This window comes from Zobellella maritima (genome assembly GCF_003075035.1).
Lineage (GTDB): Bacteria > Pseudomonadota > Gammaproteobacteria > Enterobacterales > Aeromonadaceae > Oceanimonas > Oceanimonas maritima.
The window spans coordinates 143343-158415 of the sequence record NZ_QCZE01000002.1 but is presented as its reverse complement, the minus strand read 5'-3'; the positions used below and the strand labels follow the sequence as shown (position 1 = coordinate 158415).

Annotated in this window: 11 protein-coding genes; 1 reads left to right on the top strand and 10 read right to left on the bottom strand. The window is 60.3% G+C overall.

Annotated features, from left to right (window positions below; genetic code table 11):
* Nucleotides 1-62 precede the first annotated feature (62 nt).
* From betT to betC, 3 genes are read right to left on the bottom strand one after another with little or no spacing between them, the layout of a single operon-like run.
* Nucleotides 63-2120 carry a choline BCCT transporter BetT gene (betT, locus tag DCS96_RS12590; RefSeq protein ID WP_116474751.1) on the bottom strand — a complete coding sequence of 686 codons (2058 nt, stop codon included), beginning with the start codon at nt 2118-2120 and terminating at the stop codon, nt 63-65.
* 12 nt (nt 2121-2132) lie between these two features.
* Nucleotides 2133-3770 (bottom strand): SulP family inorganic anion transporter, encoded by a 1638-nt coding sequence (locus DCS96_RS12585; RefSeq protein WP_198650070.1) that lies wholly within the window; start codon nt 3768-3770, stop codon nt 2133-2135.
* Nucleotides 3767-5299 (bottom strand): choline-sulfatase, encoded by a 1533-nt coding sequence (gene betC, locus DCS96_RS12580; RefSeq protein WP_116474750.1) that lies wholly within the window; start codon nt 5297-5299, stop codon nt 3767-3769. The genes DCS96_RS12585 and betC overlap by 4 nt, the downstream gene beginning before the upstream one ends.
* Nucleotides 5300-5536: 237 nt before the next feature.
* Here betC and DCS96_RS12575 point away from each other — a divergent pair, with 237 nt between their 5' ends.
* Complete coding sequence (locus DCS96_RS12575) at nt 5537-6448, top strand: LysR substrate-binding domain-containing protein (protein WP_198650069.1); 912 nt, start codon at nt 5537-5539, stop codon at nt 6446-6448.
* Nucleotides 6449-6539: 91 nt separating this feature from the next.
* Here the strand turns inward: DCS96_RS12575 and DCS96_RS12570 are convergent, their stop codons facing one another.
* The 7 genes from DCS96_RS12570 to DCS96_RS12540 form a co-directional block, all read right to left on the bottom strand.
* Nucleotides 6540-7559: a substrate-binding domain-containing protein gene (locus DCS96_RS12570; RefSeq protein WP_198650068.1), complete on the bottom strand. Its 1020-nt coding sequence runs from the start codon at nt 7557-7559 to the stop codon at nt 6540-6542.
* A gap of 15 nt (nt 7560-7574) precedes the next feature.
* On the bottom strand, nt 7575-8549 hold the full coding sequence (locus tag DCS96_RS12565; RefSeq protein ID WP_198650067.1) for an ABC transporter permease: 975 nt from the start codon (nt 8547-8549) through the stop codon (nt 7575-7577).
* Nucleotides 8546-10042, bottom strand: a complete 1497-nt coding sequence (locus tag DCS96_RS12560) for a sugar ABC transporter ATP-binding protein (protein WP_198650066.1) — start codon at nt 10040-10042, stop codon at nt 8546-8548. Before DCS96_RS12560 ends, DCS96_RS12565 begins: the two co-directional genes overlap by 4 nt.
* Nucleotides 10043-10167: 125 nt before the next feature.
* Complete coding sequence (locus tag DCS96_RS12555; RefSeq protein ID WP_116474746.1) at nt 10168-10917, bottom strand: sulfite exporter TauE/SafE family protein; 750 nt, start codon at nt 10915-10917, stop codon at nt 10168-10170.
* A 300-nt stretch (nt 10918-11217) separates the two neighbouring features.
* Complete coding sequence (locus DCS96_RS12550) at nt 11218-11967, bottom strand: DUF3726 domain-containing protein (RefSeq protein ID WP_116474745.1); 750 nt, start codon at nt 11965-11967, stop codon at nt 11218-11220.
* Nucleotides 11967-13688 (bottom strand): hypothetical protein, encoded by a 1722-nt coding sequence (locus DCS96_RS12545; RefSeq protein WP_116474744.1) that lies wholly within the window; start codon nt 13686-13688, stop codon nt 11967-11969. The genes DCS96_RS12550 and DCS96_RS12545 overlap by 1 nt, the downstream gene beginning before the upstream one ends.
* Nucleotides 13689-14120: 432 nt before the next feature.
* Entirely contained in the window at nt 14121-15011 is an 891-nt protein-coding gene (locus DCS96_RS12540; protein WP_116474743.1) for a LysR family transcriptional regulator, read from the bottom strand.
* Between the last annotated feature and the right edge of the window lie 62 nt (nt 15012-15073).

Below are 15073 nucleotides of genomic sequence, written 5' to 3'. Positions count from 1 at the left end.
GCCGTTTTATTTTCCTCGTAACGCCCTCCCCGGCTTGCCTGTCGGGAAGGGAGGAGCCGGGGTCACGCAGGTTTTGCCCGCAACGACATATCGCCCTCAAGCTGATGCTGATGACCGGGGATGTTCTCCAGGCTCCCATCCACGCCGGCCTGGGTCAGGAAGTGCAGGTGTTGCTGGTATTCATTCAGCACATCGTGCACCACCTGCAGCCGGGTATAGCCATTGAGGTCCTGCCCCACGCTGCCATCGGCCAGATGCACATCCAGGCGCAGATAGTAGTCGTCGTCCGCCGGCAAAAAACTCGGTGGCTGCATACGCCGGGTACGAACCTCGTAGACGAAGCTGGGGGCACCATCGAAGTCCACCCGCAGCCTGGGACATGCCAACTGATTCTCTTCGAGTTGCCGCTCGGTGAGGCTGGCCTGCTGGCCCCGCAATTTCAGCTCTTCGGCCAGCTCGGTCAGGGCCGGACGAATGGCATGGCGTATGGTGGCCTCTGCCCTGTCATGGGTGCCGGCATCCAGGGTACGATCGAGCCGCTCACGCCAGTCGAGTACGGCACCGTTGCCGGTCACCACCTGCTGGCGAGCCTCCAGCTTGCCGGTTTCAATCTTGAGCGAGCGGTACAAGCCGATCATAACCAGGAAGATAATCGCCGAAAACGGCAGGGCGGTGATCACCACCGCACTCTGCAGTGTCCTCAGGCCACCGGCCATCAGCAGGGCCAGGGTGATCAGACCGATCAGCACCGACCAGAAGATACGCAGGCGTATTGGCGCATCATGGTTTACATCGCGCAGGATGTAGGTGAAGTTGGACAACACCAGGGCCCCGGAGTCGGCCGAAGTCACGAAGAAAATAATGCTCAGCAGGGTCACCAGACTGGCGGTAAGGCCGACCCAGGGCAGTTGCTCGAGGAAGGTATAAATGGTCGCCTGCGGCATATTCACCGCCTGCTCGCCCAGCACCACCAGACCCTGTTCCACCATGCCGATGCCGCTGTTACCGAACACGGACATCATGATCATCACGAAAATCAGCGGGATGAACAGGGCGCCGGCGACAAACTCGCGAATGGTACGGCCACGAGAGATACGCGCCAAAAACAGACCCACGAACGGGGCCCAGGCAATCCACCATCCCCAGAAGAACACGGTCCAGCCGCTGAACCAGCCTTGGGCCTCGGGGTTGTAGGCATAAGTCTCGAAGCTCTTGCCGGTGAGCGCAGCCAGGTAATCGCCGGTATTCATCACCAGGGCATTGAGCAACATCAGGGTGTCACCCTGCAACAGCACGAACAGCACCACGGCGGCGACCATCAGCAGGTTAAATTCCGACAGCCGGCGTATGCCCTTGTTGACCCCGCTTACCACCGACAAGGTCGCCAGGGACACCACCAACACAATCAGCATAATCTGAGCCGACAATCCCTCCGGCACCTCGAACAGGTAGGTCAGCCCGTAGTTCATCTGCATGACGCCTATGCCCAGGGCGGTAGCGATGCCGAATACGGTAGCCAGCACGGCGGCGATGTCCACGGCGTTACCGATGGGCCCGTAGATGCGCTTGCCCAGCAGGGGATAGAGGGTCGAACGAATGGCCAGCGGCAAGCGGTGACGATAGCTGAAATAGGCCAGCGCCATGCCCATCAGCACATACAGCCCCCAGCCCGAGATACCCCAGTGCATAAAGGTCTGTACCAGGGCCCGACGCTGGGCATCCGCACCGCCCCCAGCACCGACCGGCGGCGTCAGGTAGTGGGTCAGCGGCTCTGAGACCACGAAAAACAGGATGGCACCGCCGAGCCCGGCCGCAAACAGCATGGCCGACCACGACAGCAGCGAAAACTCCGGTCGCGAATGATCCGGCCCCAATCGAATCTTTCCGAAGCGCGAAACGCCGACCACTATTACGAACGCCAGATAGATAACGATCGCCAGCATGTAATACCAGCCGAAGGTCCGGCCGATCCAGTCCAGCCCGGCGTTGAAGAACGCCGTGGCATGATCGGTAAAGGCGATGGTATAGATCAGAAATATCAGTATGCCCGCCACCGAGCCATGGAAGACAGCCGGGTTGAGGCGGCCTCCCTGCCCTTGGTCAGTATCTTGATGTGTCATAGAGAATCCCTCTCATATTGTGACGACTGTGAGTCGGTCTTGATCGATAACGCCGGCTCGCTGCAGGCGAGACTGGACGTCGGTCTTGGTTCTGGCCAGATAAAGCCTTCCTCCCATCGCCTGGCAACGGTTTGCCTGTTGCTGAAGCAGATGGATACCACTGAGATCGATGAAATTGATGCCCTCCGCCAGGATCACCAGGTTGGGACTGTCATAACCTTCCAGCCGCCGTGCGATCGAACCGCAGGCACCGAAGAACAGGGAGCCGTCAATCCTGACCACGGTGCAGGAATCTTCCTTCACTGCCCGGCGAATTTCATCGGGTGCCTGCGACAGGGCGCAGGCGACCACAGGAGGTCGTGTCGTTTTTAGCAGGTAGAGTGCCAGTGAAGCCAATACCCCGAAATAGATGGCAAATTCCAGTGCCAGCAGCAGGGTGCTGACAAAGGTGATCACCAACACAGTGGTTTCCGAGCGGCTGACGGCCAGCGCCTCGCGGATACTGTGCCGGTCAATCAGGTTGACGGCCACCAGCAGCAGCAGGCCGGCCATGGCGGGCATGGGTACATGATGCAGCAGCGGGGTCGCCAGCAGCACCATGGGCACCAGAAACAAGGCGGCCATAACCGCCGCCAGCGGTGACTGTGCCCCTGCATCGGCATTGAGCCCCGAACGGGTAAAAGAGCCCGAAGACACATAGCCGGAGAAGAAGGCGCCTCCCATGTTGGATATCCCCTGCCCGATAAATTCCTGGTTGCTGTGCGAACGCTGCCCCGAACGCAATGCCAGGGACCGCGAAATGGCCGAGGCTTCCACCAGCCCCAGCAGCCCCAGGGCGATGGCACCCGGTGTCAGCACCCGCAAGATGTCAAAGGACAAGTCCGGCGCCGAAAACGGGGGCAAGCCTGCCGGCACCGCCGCGATACGCTGGATATCAATCCCCTGCGGATCCAGCCAGGCGGCCAGCAGTGACGCCCCCGCCAGTGCCAGCAGCATACCCGGCCAGCGGGGCAGCCAGCGCCGAAATGCCAGGCTGGCAGCCAGGGTAATGCCGGCCACCAGCACCGCATCCAGACGGATGTCGTCCAGCCGCTCATACAGCCCCCCCCAGGTATCGAAAATGCCGTTGCCGGCCAGTGGACCCAGCCCCAGCGCATAGGGAAGCTGGCTGGTGGCAATGATCAGCGCCGCCCCGGCGGTAAAACCGGTCACCACCGAATGGGAAACGAGATTGACCAGGGCCCCCAGCCTCGCCAGGCCCAGCAACAGCTGAAACACCCCGGTAAGAAAGGTCAGGGTCAACACCAGCGAAATGAATTCCCCGCTGCCGGCCTCGACAAAGGGCTGCAGGGTAGCAAACAGCGCGATCGACAGTGCCGCCGTCGGCCCGCTGACCATATGCCGGGAAGATCCGAACAGCGCTGCCAGTATGGTCGGGATAATGGCGGTATACAGGCCGTATTCGGGGGGCAGGCCTGCCAGCAGGGCATAGGCCACCCCCTGGGGCACCACCAGTACCGCGCCGGTCAGCCCGGCCAGCACATCCGCCCGCAGGGAACGCGTGCTCTGTGTGGGCAGCCATCCCATGAAGGGAACCAGGCTCTGCAACAGTGCCTGATACCGCTGTGCCTTGCCCGGTACCGTCATCATGACTGGTGTTCAGGTGCCATCGGGAAGCGAGCACGCCGCTCGAGGTCGTCAAGATCGATGGTATTACGCATGTACTGGGTGCCGGCATCAAACACCGGCTGATGATCCCAGGTGGTGACCTTGCCGGTGCTCAGGGCGCGAGACACCAGCTTGCGACGTCGCTGGCTGGCGACCACCTCGTCGTGCAGCCGCTCGTAGTCCCAGCGTTGGGCTACCTCATCGCGAAACTGCCGGCGGAGATCCTGATGGGCAGCATCCTCGGCCAGGTTGCTGAGTTCCAGCGGATCGGCCTCCAGATCGAACAGTTGGTCGGGATCGGGCGCAGAATAGACAAACTTGTAGCGACCACGGCGGATCATCAGCAGGGGGGCTATCGCGCCCTCGCCCAGGTACTCGCCGATCACCTCATCATGTCCGCCGTTGCCGGTCAGGTGCGGCAACAAGCTGCGACCGTCCAGGGGCGCGGCATAGTCGGGCGCCATATTGTTATTCGCCAGTTCGGCAAAGGTGGGCAGCAGATCCATGGTGGACACCGACTCGCTGACCCGTTTCGGGGCGAAGCGGCCCGGGGCATGGACTATCATGGGCACTCGCGCCGAGCCTTCGAACCAGCTCATCTTGTACCAGAGGCCGCGTTCGCCGAGCATGTCGCCGTGATCGCCGGAGAACACGATAATGGTGTACTGGTCCAGCCCGGTGTCCTTCAACACCTTGAGCACGGCGCCGATCTGGTCATCCACATAGCTGATGGCTCCGTAATAGGCATGACGCGCATTGCGGATCTGGACGTCGGTCAGGGTATTCTCGTCCAGCTGATAGACATAGCGCAGCCGCCGAGAATGGGGATCCGCCGTCTCCTGGGAGAAAGGCACCCGGGGCATGTCGATGTCGTCGTGGTTGTAACGATCCCAGTACTGCTGCGGTATGGTGTAGGGGTCGTGCGGGTGGGTCAAGGACACCGTCAGGCAGAACGGCCGCTGTTCACCATTGCGCGCATAGTCGTAGAGGAAACGCTGGGCCCGGAAGCTGACCTCGTCATCGAAGTCCAGCTGGTTGGAGCGTACGCAGGGGCCGGCCTGGGTCACTGAGGACATGTTGTGGTAGTAGCTGGGGCGGGTCTCAAAGTCCTCCCAGTTGACGAACCAGCCATAGTCGGCCGGATAGATGTCGGTGGTCAACCGTTCCTCGAAGCCGTGCAGCTGATCGGGACCACAAAAGTGCATCTTGCCGGACAGGGCCGTGTAGTAACCTGCATCGCGCAGATAATGGGCAAAGGTCGGGATATCGGCGGGAAAGTCAGCGGCATTGTCATAGCCACCGATCCGCGACGGCAGCTGGCCGGACATCAGGGTGAAGCGCGACGGCGCGCACAGCGGGCTGTTGCAGTAGGCCGAATCAAACACCACGCCTTCGTCTGCAAGGCGGGACAGATGTGGCGTCTTGACCAGTGGGTGACCGTAAAATGGCAGTGATGAGGTGGCCATCTGATCGGCCATAAGGAACAGGATATTAGGCTGCTTGGCAGTCATGAACGGGCTCTCCCTGAGTGGTTGATATCGCCGGAATCCGACTCTGCAGCCAGTGTCCCAGCCAACCCCACAGGTTGTAAACTCGTTAAATTTTTATGCATCTCATTAGTACAGCTAATGCCGCTGCAAGGCACCATCATGTCGCTAAGCGGTATTTCTGCTAAGCTAGGCGTTGTATAGTGGTCCACTCATCTTGCCCGGGTATCTGCTGAGCTAATGTCGTTGCTGAACAAAACAGTGTCACCCAACAGTCTGCGGGTATTCGAAACCGCAGCCCGCCAACTGAGCTTTACCGCCGCGGCAAAGGAACTACGCTCGACCCAGTCGGCGGTCAGTCAGCAGATCCGCACCCTGGAAGAGCAGCTGGGCCTGCCGTTATTCGAGCGTGTCTATCGTGGCGTCAGGCTGACCGAGGCGGGCCAGGCACTGTTTGTCAGCGTACAGGAGGGATTCGCCACCATTGAACGCACCCTCGATCGCCTCCAGCACCAGCATCGCCATCCCCGGGTCAATATCCTTACCGACTTCTCATTCGCGGCCTACTGGTTGATGCCGCGGCTGCCACTGTTTCGCCGCCTGCATCCCCATATCGACGTACGCATCATGACCAACCAGGGGGTGTTCGATTGGCGGGACAAGGGGGTCGACGTGGCCATCGTTTTCTGTGACGAGCGGACCCTCGCCACCGTGCCGCGGCTGTTTCCCGAAGAGGTCTTCCCGGTCTGCAGCCCCGCCTTCCTGCAACAGTACGGGCCGTTCGATGAGCTCGCCCGGCTGGCCAAGGCGCCGCTGCTGACCCTGACCGCCGATCAGGGACAGAGCTGGATGAACTGGACCGGCTACTTCCAGCAGCGTGCGGGCTTCAACTACCTGGAATCTTCGGAGCTGACCTTCAACAACTATACCCTGCTGTTACAGGCGGTGATCGCCGGCCAGGGCATCGGCATGGGGTGGCGGGGGCTGGTCGACAGCCTGCTGGAAAGCGGCATCCTGGTCGCCCTCGACACCCAGCCGCTGCGCTCTCAACGGGGTTATGGCCTGATCGATGCCCATCCCGAAGTCGCCAGCGAGGCCAAACAGGCCCTGCAGCAATGGGTACTGGACTGTGCAGCGCAACCACAGACAGCCACACAACAACCGGCATTGTGAGTGGGCCAGGTCAAGGATCGCTACAAGTATCAGTCCAGCCTGTTTTATGTTCGCCTGAGCAGGAATATAGAGACTTCGACCCCCTTATTCATTATCGGTTGGGCAGCACCATCCACTCGGGGTTGGCCACATCCGCATGGGCAAAGGCGGGCAGCTTTTGGCCCAGTTGCTCCATATTCTGGATATCCTGCTCGTTGAGCAGCTGCCGGGTGATCAGGGTCGGCGGCACCAGCACCTGCCGGCCCGGGTTCTCGCCGGCCAGCAGCATGGCCAGCGCCCGCACGCTGACCTCGCCCATCACCACCGGATTGGTGCCGGCGGTGGCCACCCAGGGGCTGCCCGGTTCGCGCATGGCCTGGATATCGGCGGTGGAAATATCGGCACTGTAGATCTTCACATCCTGGGCCAGGCCGGCTTCTTCGAGGGCGATCTTGGCACCCTTGGCAAATTCATCGAAGGGCGCGAAGATCACGCTGATGGTGGGGTTGGCACGCAGCACCGCAGCCGCCTGATCCGCGACCGAGTTGGCGATGGGGTTGTTGACGGTACCGAAGCGGGCCACTTCCTTCAGCCCGGGATAGATTTGCTTGAATTCACTGAACACCGCATCACGGCGTTCCAGGGGCGGAAAACCGGGCACATAAACATAGCCCAGGTCCAGCTGCTCGCCGTTGTCGGCCACCAGCTGTTCCAACGCCAGCCGGGCCAGCTCGGCGTCGGATTGCTGGATCTGGGGAATGGCCTCGTTTTGTGCATCCACATCGAAGGCCACCACCTGAATACCGGCATCCACCGCCTCGGCGGCCTTGTCCTTGATGCTGTCGGTAAAGCCGTGCTGCAGCAGTATGCCGTCAAAGCCCTGCAGGATCGCCTGATCCAGCATATCTCGCTGGCGGGCCGCATCCTGGCGGGCATCGAACACCTGCAGTTCCAGATCCAGCGCCTCGGCCTGGGCCTTGACCCCGGCCAGATAGGCCTGGAAGAAATCCCCCTGGGAGATAAAGCGAACCAGCGCAATTTTCTTGTTTTCCAATCCGGCCGGCAACTCCGCCGCCATGGTCACGGCCGGTAACAGCAGCGCCGCGGCCGCCAGAGATTTGAACCATTTCATCATTCGTTTCCTTGTTTAACTACGTTTGGCCAGGCCAAAGGTGAACATCAGCGCCACCACCAGCACGGCGCCCTTGATAAAGTCCTGGGTATAGTAGGGGGCATTAAGCATGGTCAAACCATTGAGCAGTACCCCCACAAACAGCGCCCCCACCACGGCCCCCAGGGCATTGGGGCGAGCCGCACCGAGCACGGCAAAGCCCACCAGCGCCGCCGCCACCGCATCCATCAGCAGGCTGTTGCCGGAGCTGACATCGCCCCGCCCCATGCGTGCCGCCAGCAGGATACCGCCAATGGACGCATAGACGCCGGAAATCACATAGGCACCGTAACGATAGGCAGACACATTCGCGCCCGCCAGCCAGGCCGCGGAGCGGTTGCCGCCGATGGCGTAAAACAGCCGGCCAAACCGGCTGCGCTCCAGGAACAGCCAGGTGATCAGCGCCAGCACCAGCATGATCACCACCGGCACCGGCACCACCCCGAACAACCGGGTACGGCCCAGTTCCAGGAAGCCGGCGCTGAACCGACCCGGCGCCGTGCCGCCATCGCCCAGTATCATGCCGGCGGCGATGGAACGGCCTTCGGTGGGGATCAACTGCAGCCCCAGCAGCAGAAACATGACTCCCAGGGTCGCCAGCAGATCCGGGATGCGCATCTGCACCGTCAGGAAGCCGTTAAGCAGCCCCACCAGCACGCCCACCCCCAGGGCGGCTACAACGGCCGCCAGGGTACCGCCATCCAGTACCACCAGCACATAGGAAGAGGTCATCATCGCCAGGGCGGCGGTGGCGCCGATCGACAGATCAAAGCCGTCCACCGCCAGGGTGGCGGTCACGCCCAGGGCCAGAATGGCCACGATCGAAACCGACTGCAGAATAATGAAGCTGTTGCGCATGCTGCCGAAGGCCGGCTGAAGGTAGCTGAACACCAGCACCATGGCCACCAGCAGCACAACCAGCCCGTATTTGATGGCGCCTTGCCGTATCATGTCCATTCCTCATCGATGTGTTCCGGCAGGGCGGCGATCTGTTGCAGCACCTGCTCCATATTCAGTTGCTCAACCCGGTGATCACCCACCAGCCGATGGTGATTGAACACCAGCAGCCGGTCGGCCAGCTCCAGGGCCTCTTCCAGATCCGTGCACACCACCAGGGTGGCCCGCTCGTCGGCAGTCCGCCTGAGCAGGTGTCCGATATCCCGGCGGGCGCCGATATCCACCCCCTGAAAGGGCTCGGCCAGCAGCAACAGTTCGCAGGGTTGCTGCAGCCAGCGGGCCAGCATCAGTTTCTGCTGGTTGCCGCCCGACAGGGCGCTCATCGTCTGTCTGTCGGACTGATAGACAACCCCGGCCTGATCCAGGCTGTATTTGGCGCGCTCTGCTTCCCGGTGGCGGTCGAGCAGCCCCCACCGGCTAAAACGGGACAGAAACGGCAAGCTCAGGTTCTGGCGTAGGGAAAAACCGGGAATGATGCCGGCGCTGGCCCTGTCTTCCTGGACCATAAACACGCCCCCCTTTATAGCCTCGGACGGCCCCCTCGGCGACCAAGGCTTGCCGCCCTTGTACATGGTGCCGGATACCAGGGGCTTGAGGCCGTAGATGGCCTGCAGCAGGCCCATGGCACCGCTCGACAACAGGCCGGTGGCGACCGTGATCTCCCCCTCGCGCAGGCTCAGGTAGAAAGGCGGTGTACCGCCTGCCAGCCTAACCTGTTGCAGCCGGAACCGCTCCCTACCGCCCCGCCGGTATGTATGCGTCACCTCGCCCACACCATGGCCCAGCATGGCTTGCACCGCCCGGGGCAGGTCCGGGGTGTCCTGCTCCAGCACGATGACCCCGTCGCGCAGTGCCACTACCCGATCCGCGAGCCGGCGGATATCGCTCAAGCGGTGGCTGATATAAAGTACCCCGGTCCCCCGTGCCCGCAACCGCTCCACCAACACGAACAGCCGCTCGGCTTCTGCATCGGACAGGGTCGAGGTTGGCTCATCGAGGATCAGCAGGCGAGGATGATGGGCCAGGGCCCGGGCGATGGCCAGCAACTGACGCTCGGCTTGGCCCAGCTCGGCAACCTGGATGTCCATCGGAATATCCAGGCCGACCGCCTCGGCCAAGGGCCGGGCCCGTTCCGCCAACCGCCTGCGACCGAGCAGGCCACGCAGCCGGCCGTCGCTCAGCTGGTCCAGCAACAGGTTTTCCGCCACCGTCAGAGTCAGCACCACATTGTCGTTGATATGCTGGTGGACGGTGACGATACCGGCGGCATTGGCTTGGCGTGGATCGTTCAATGTCACCGCTCGACCGTCAATCAGCAGGCGCCCCGTATCAGCCCGGTGCATGCCGCACAGCACCTTGACCAGGGTAGACTTGCCGGCACCATTTGCTCCCATCAGCGCAGTCACCTTACCGGCCGGCAGACGCAGGTTTACGCCTTTCAGTACCTGATGGGGGCCAAAGGCCTTGGTGGTATCCTGTAATTCCAATGAAACTCCATCCAGACGTCTAAACACTTAGCCGTCGAGCAACTTATCTATCCGATAACTCGTTGTCAAATGGAACAAAGCCCTCCTGGCCCGGCAGTCAATCATGTCGAACAACGGCTGATGCATTAGCCGGCAGCAAGCTGGCCCGCCAGCCCTTCCATTATTCCTCGCCATAACACCACCAGGGCCGACAGGGCCGAGATCCACAGGATGGCCAAGCGGGCACTGTCTCTCTTGAACACGCGCTCAAGCCGCCTGGACAACCAAAAACCCAGCAGCACGCCGGGGATCATCTTCAGGATCAGTATGGGGCTGAGCAACGCCAGCCCACCTTGCAACAGCAGCATCAGCATGGACATGGGGGTGCCGATCAGGAAGAAGGCGGCAATTTCATTGCGGGCAGTCAAACGCGGCTCATGCTGGTAAAGCAATGCCATGGGGGGGCCGCCGACCGAGGTAGCGGTACCCAACAGCCCCGAGAAAAACCCGCCGACGGTCAGACTCACCGGAGAAAGCGGCAATGCATAGTGACGGCTGCTCAACCACACCGCCAGCAACAGCGCCGAACCAAAGAACAGGCTCAGTTGGTAAGGCGCTATGCTCACCAGCAACAGGGCACCACACCAGGAGCCGGGCAGACGGGCAACAATGGCAGGAAATACCCGCCGCCAGTTAAGTGTATGCCGCTGTTTCAGCACCACCACCACCGACAACATCCAGCCCAGCATCAGTATCGGACCAGGCACATAGGCGGGCTCAATCAGGTACAGCAGCGGCGCCGCCAGCAGGCCAAAGCCTATGCCCACCCAGGCTTGCACCAGGATGCCACCGGTCACGATCAGCAAGGCCAATAGTTCATCGGGAGAATACAACATGATGAATATCCGGGAGAGAAAGGCAGGCAGTCTAGCACAGGGGCAGATAAAACGGTGGGAGGGGAATCAACCAGGCATGCTTGTTTACCGGTTGATGGCGGTCATATGGCGACGTGCAAGACGCCATGGGTCAGCGTGCTGGCTGCCTGCACCAAGCTGGGTTAACGGAGCGAACATCCGGTGCATGTTCGCGTCCGTTATCCAGTGCTGGTGGCCTTGGTGGCCTTGGTGCCCGAGGTGTTGACGGAGCTGGCCCTGTTAGCTTAGAGCCGGAATACGGTAGCCAGACACTTGATGTTATTACTGGCCCCCCGCCCCTTGCCGGGAACGGTCGGTATTTTCCACCAGGATACCGGCACCAATACGGTTGATCTCGGCCCACAGCGCCTCGTCGATCGCGATGCCGTTGTCGATGATGTATTCCTTGTTTTCGGCCAGCTGTTCGGGGCTGATGTAGCGGGCGTTACGGTTGCCCTTCGAACGCTGCAGCGAACCGGCCAGATCAACCCGGGAACTGCAGACAATGGTCAGCGCCTGCTGTTCATCCGGATTGGTTACCAGGCTGGTGGCTGCCTCGCTAAAGCTGGGATAGCGCTCCCCTGCCTTAATGGCCGCTGCATACTCCTTGACCGTCTCGCTGCCGTTCTGCCAGTAGGCGGTGACGCTGATGCCGCGCCGCCCGCAGTCGGTCAGAGCCTTGAGGGCAAACATGCGGTTATGGCAGTTATGCACGGTAATGGTGGCGATGCCGCTTTCCAGCGCCTTGGCATGGGCCAGGTCCACCGAGGCCGCGATGCAGTTCAGGGCGCTGCGGCCGTTACTGTCGATAATGGCCGAGGTGCTGTCTTCATAGACCACTGTACTCAGCGGCTTATCGGCATCCGACTTGATATAGGGCAAAGCCCGCTCCAGTTCCGCCAGCCCGCCCAGGCCGTGCTTTTCCAGCCACAATACCATGTTGGCGGCATCTTCATAATTGCCGACAAAATAACCGGCGGCTTCAAAGCAGCGGCGCAGCGCCGCCTTCAGCTCATTCATCGATACCTGCATCAGGCTTCTCCTTGCTGTCCGGGGGCCAGGGGCATAAACCAGTCGTCGTTATAGGTCTTGCCTATATCTTCCAGTAACGGGGCGCCCTGATACATGGTATTGCGCACCCAAAGACGAGAGCGGGGATCAAACTTGCTGACGCCGAAGAACGACAGCTTGGCACGCAACAGATGCATGGGCAGGATATCCCTGGCCAGCAGGTTGGCCTGGATATCGCCATACACGCAACGATCCATACTCTGGATACGGCGCACTATGCCGCGCAGCTTGGGCCGGGCCACCATAAAGCGGGCCGTGGTATGTTGCGGGTGCTCTTCTATGTACTGGCACAGCTGTTCGTAACATTTGAATACGGCATAGCCGACGCCCAGCGCCATCTGTTTTTCCTTGCCGGTGTCCAGGGCACTCAGGCCCAGTCGAGGTTCCATTTTTTCTTCTGAACGATACCAGAAGATATCCCGGGCGCCTTCTTCGCCAAAATCGATCTTCAGCGCCCAGTCATAGCGTCGCTCGATCACCGCTTTCAGCTGCTGTACTGGCATCAGTGGATCCAGATCGAGAAATTCTTCTGCGCAGTAGTAGTCATCCAGGCCGTCGACCAGTTGTGGGTACAGCTCCAGCATCACGGAGACCAGCAGCTCCTGTGCCTGCAGCGAGCAGTGCTGTTCACTCCAGGTCAGCAGGGTATCCCAGCTGTCCAGGGCGGCACCGGCCTGCTCCCGCAGGGCAGAGATATCCTCGATCACCCGCAGGTTATTCTTGGTCTGCCAGTCATCTTCGGTCACGGTTTCGGCCATATGCCGGGCGCAGCGTGCCAACAGGGTGTCGAACTGCCGACGCACCCCATTGTCGATATGACCCAGGGTCCGTACCAGGGCCAGGGCCAGCTCGCGCAATTCCACCCACTGGTTGATCAGCATGGGGTGGTTGATCAGATAGGGGGCCATGCCCAGCCCGGTTGCATTGCCGATGCCGAAGTAACGTTTTATTTCGGTCTTCATCGGCGCAAATTGATGCGGGGAGCGCTCTCGCGCAATATGCTCCACCTGCAACAGGCTGAAGTTTCTCAGCATGAAACAGACAAACATCTCGGCGGCAAAGGGACGGGCAAAATCCGGATAGCGACTGCTCACCTTGTCCCAGTCGGCCATGCCCAGCTTGCCGCTGCCATAGACGGCCGTAGTACGGTAGAGATAACCGACCTTGGCGATATTGTCAGCATCGGGTTGCTCACCCTTGGCCAGCTGATCAACCACATAATCAAAATTACGAGCGCTGCGATTGGCCCGGGACAAGACGAAGACACGGGAATCCACCCTGCCTGCTTCCTGCAGAGGGACGTTCTGCCTCAGGAACTCCAGGTACTCGTCTTCGACCCGGCCTTCGACCAAGGCCATGGTCAGATCCCACTTGCTGGCAATTACCCTGTCGTTGCGTTCTTCCGGGCTCAGGTAGTTGGAAAAAATGACAAAGTTAAACAAACCCTGGGGGGTATTGATTTCATAGATCACAGTGCCATAGCCGTCGGCACACAGGTCAAGACGAACGGTGTCGATCTGCCAGCGCTCCAACATGATGCGCCGCACCAGGGTACGCATAAAACTCAGCCGGCTCTGATGCATGGCACCCAGCCGTTCCAGATCCATCACCTGGCTGACAGGTCGTAGCGGCAGGGCATTCCGGCCTGTCAAAGAGGCTTTAATCGCAGCTAACCTCATCATTTATATCCTCGCGTAATTGCTACATATCCCTAAGTGCCATGTGCCGGACTAAGCCGCCGGCAACTCAATGTCTGTTGCCAGAGGAAGCGACACCTGATGCTTGTCCCGAGAGTCTCGAACGGGTGAGCAAACGCTTAACAGTACAGTCAACCGTCATGGGATCCACCACCGTGTGACAGAGCCAGTGCTTTCCTCATGACCGACATCTTCATCCAAAGCCACAAGCCCATACAAATTAAAAGGTTGTATCATTTGATAAGACAAACTTATCAATATGCTTGGAAAGCGCATTGTTGCTGATGTCTGACAGCCGGATCCCCGGCCAGGATGGCTAAATAAGGTTAAAAAAAAGAAACCAGGTAGGGGGTGGGTAAGGACAGGGTAACCAAAAAGTAAACAGGCGCTCGCGTCGGCGGCCCCATCGAGGCCGGCTCAGCCGGTATGGCTGGCCAGGATAAAATCGACCAGGGCCTGAGCCGGTGGGGTAAGCGACTTGTTACTGAGGGTAACGATGCCGATACGCCGGCGTACCAGGGGCGTATGCAAGGGGATAAAGGCCAGCTTGGTATTGTCCGTGGGAAAGGCATACCAGGGCAGGGTGGTGATGCCGAAACCGGCTTCCAGCATGGCGATCAGGGAAATCATGTTGGAAATGTAGTACTGGGAGTTCACCAGCAGGGGCTGCGCCTCACTGTCTTCCAGCAGCAGCGAGGTACCGTTGCGTATCAACCGGTAGGGCTGCAGCTCCCGCCAGTGCAGCTCGCTTTTCGCGGCCAGCGGGTGCTGGTGGGGGCAGACCACCCCGATATGGTCTTCCCAGACCGGAATAAAGTGTTTCTCACTCTGATCCTGCTCATCGAACAGGCCGGCGATACCGAAGTCCACCTGCTGGTTTTCCACCATCTGCAACACCGCACTGGAGTTATCGTCGAACACGCTGACGTGCAATTCGCTGTCGCCGATGAAGTTCAACAACAATTCCGGCAGAAACCGGCTGGCAATGGAGGGCACCGAGGCCAGCCGCAGGTGGCCGGTCTTGTGCTCGGCCAGCAGCGTCATGTCTTCGGCGATGCGATCGTGGTGGGCGATCAATTCCTTGGCCCTGGGCAGAAACTGCTTGCCAAAGGGGGTCAATTCGGTCTTGGCCGTGCGACTGTTGCGTTTCTCGAACAGCGCCTCCCCCAACTTGTTTTCCAGATCGCGAATAGACAAAGAGATGGCCGGCTGGGTGCGGTGTGCCTTTTCGGCGGCGACATGAAAGCCCTTCAGCTCGGCGACCCAAACAAAATGGCGCAGTTGAGTGATCTTGAATTCCGGCAACATGATAAGGCTTCCTTATCAAGCAATATCATTAATTAATTTTTGTTATTAAAGCACAGCTCCTA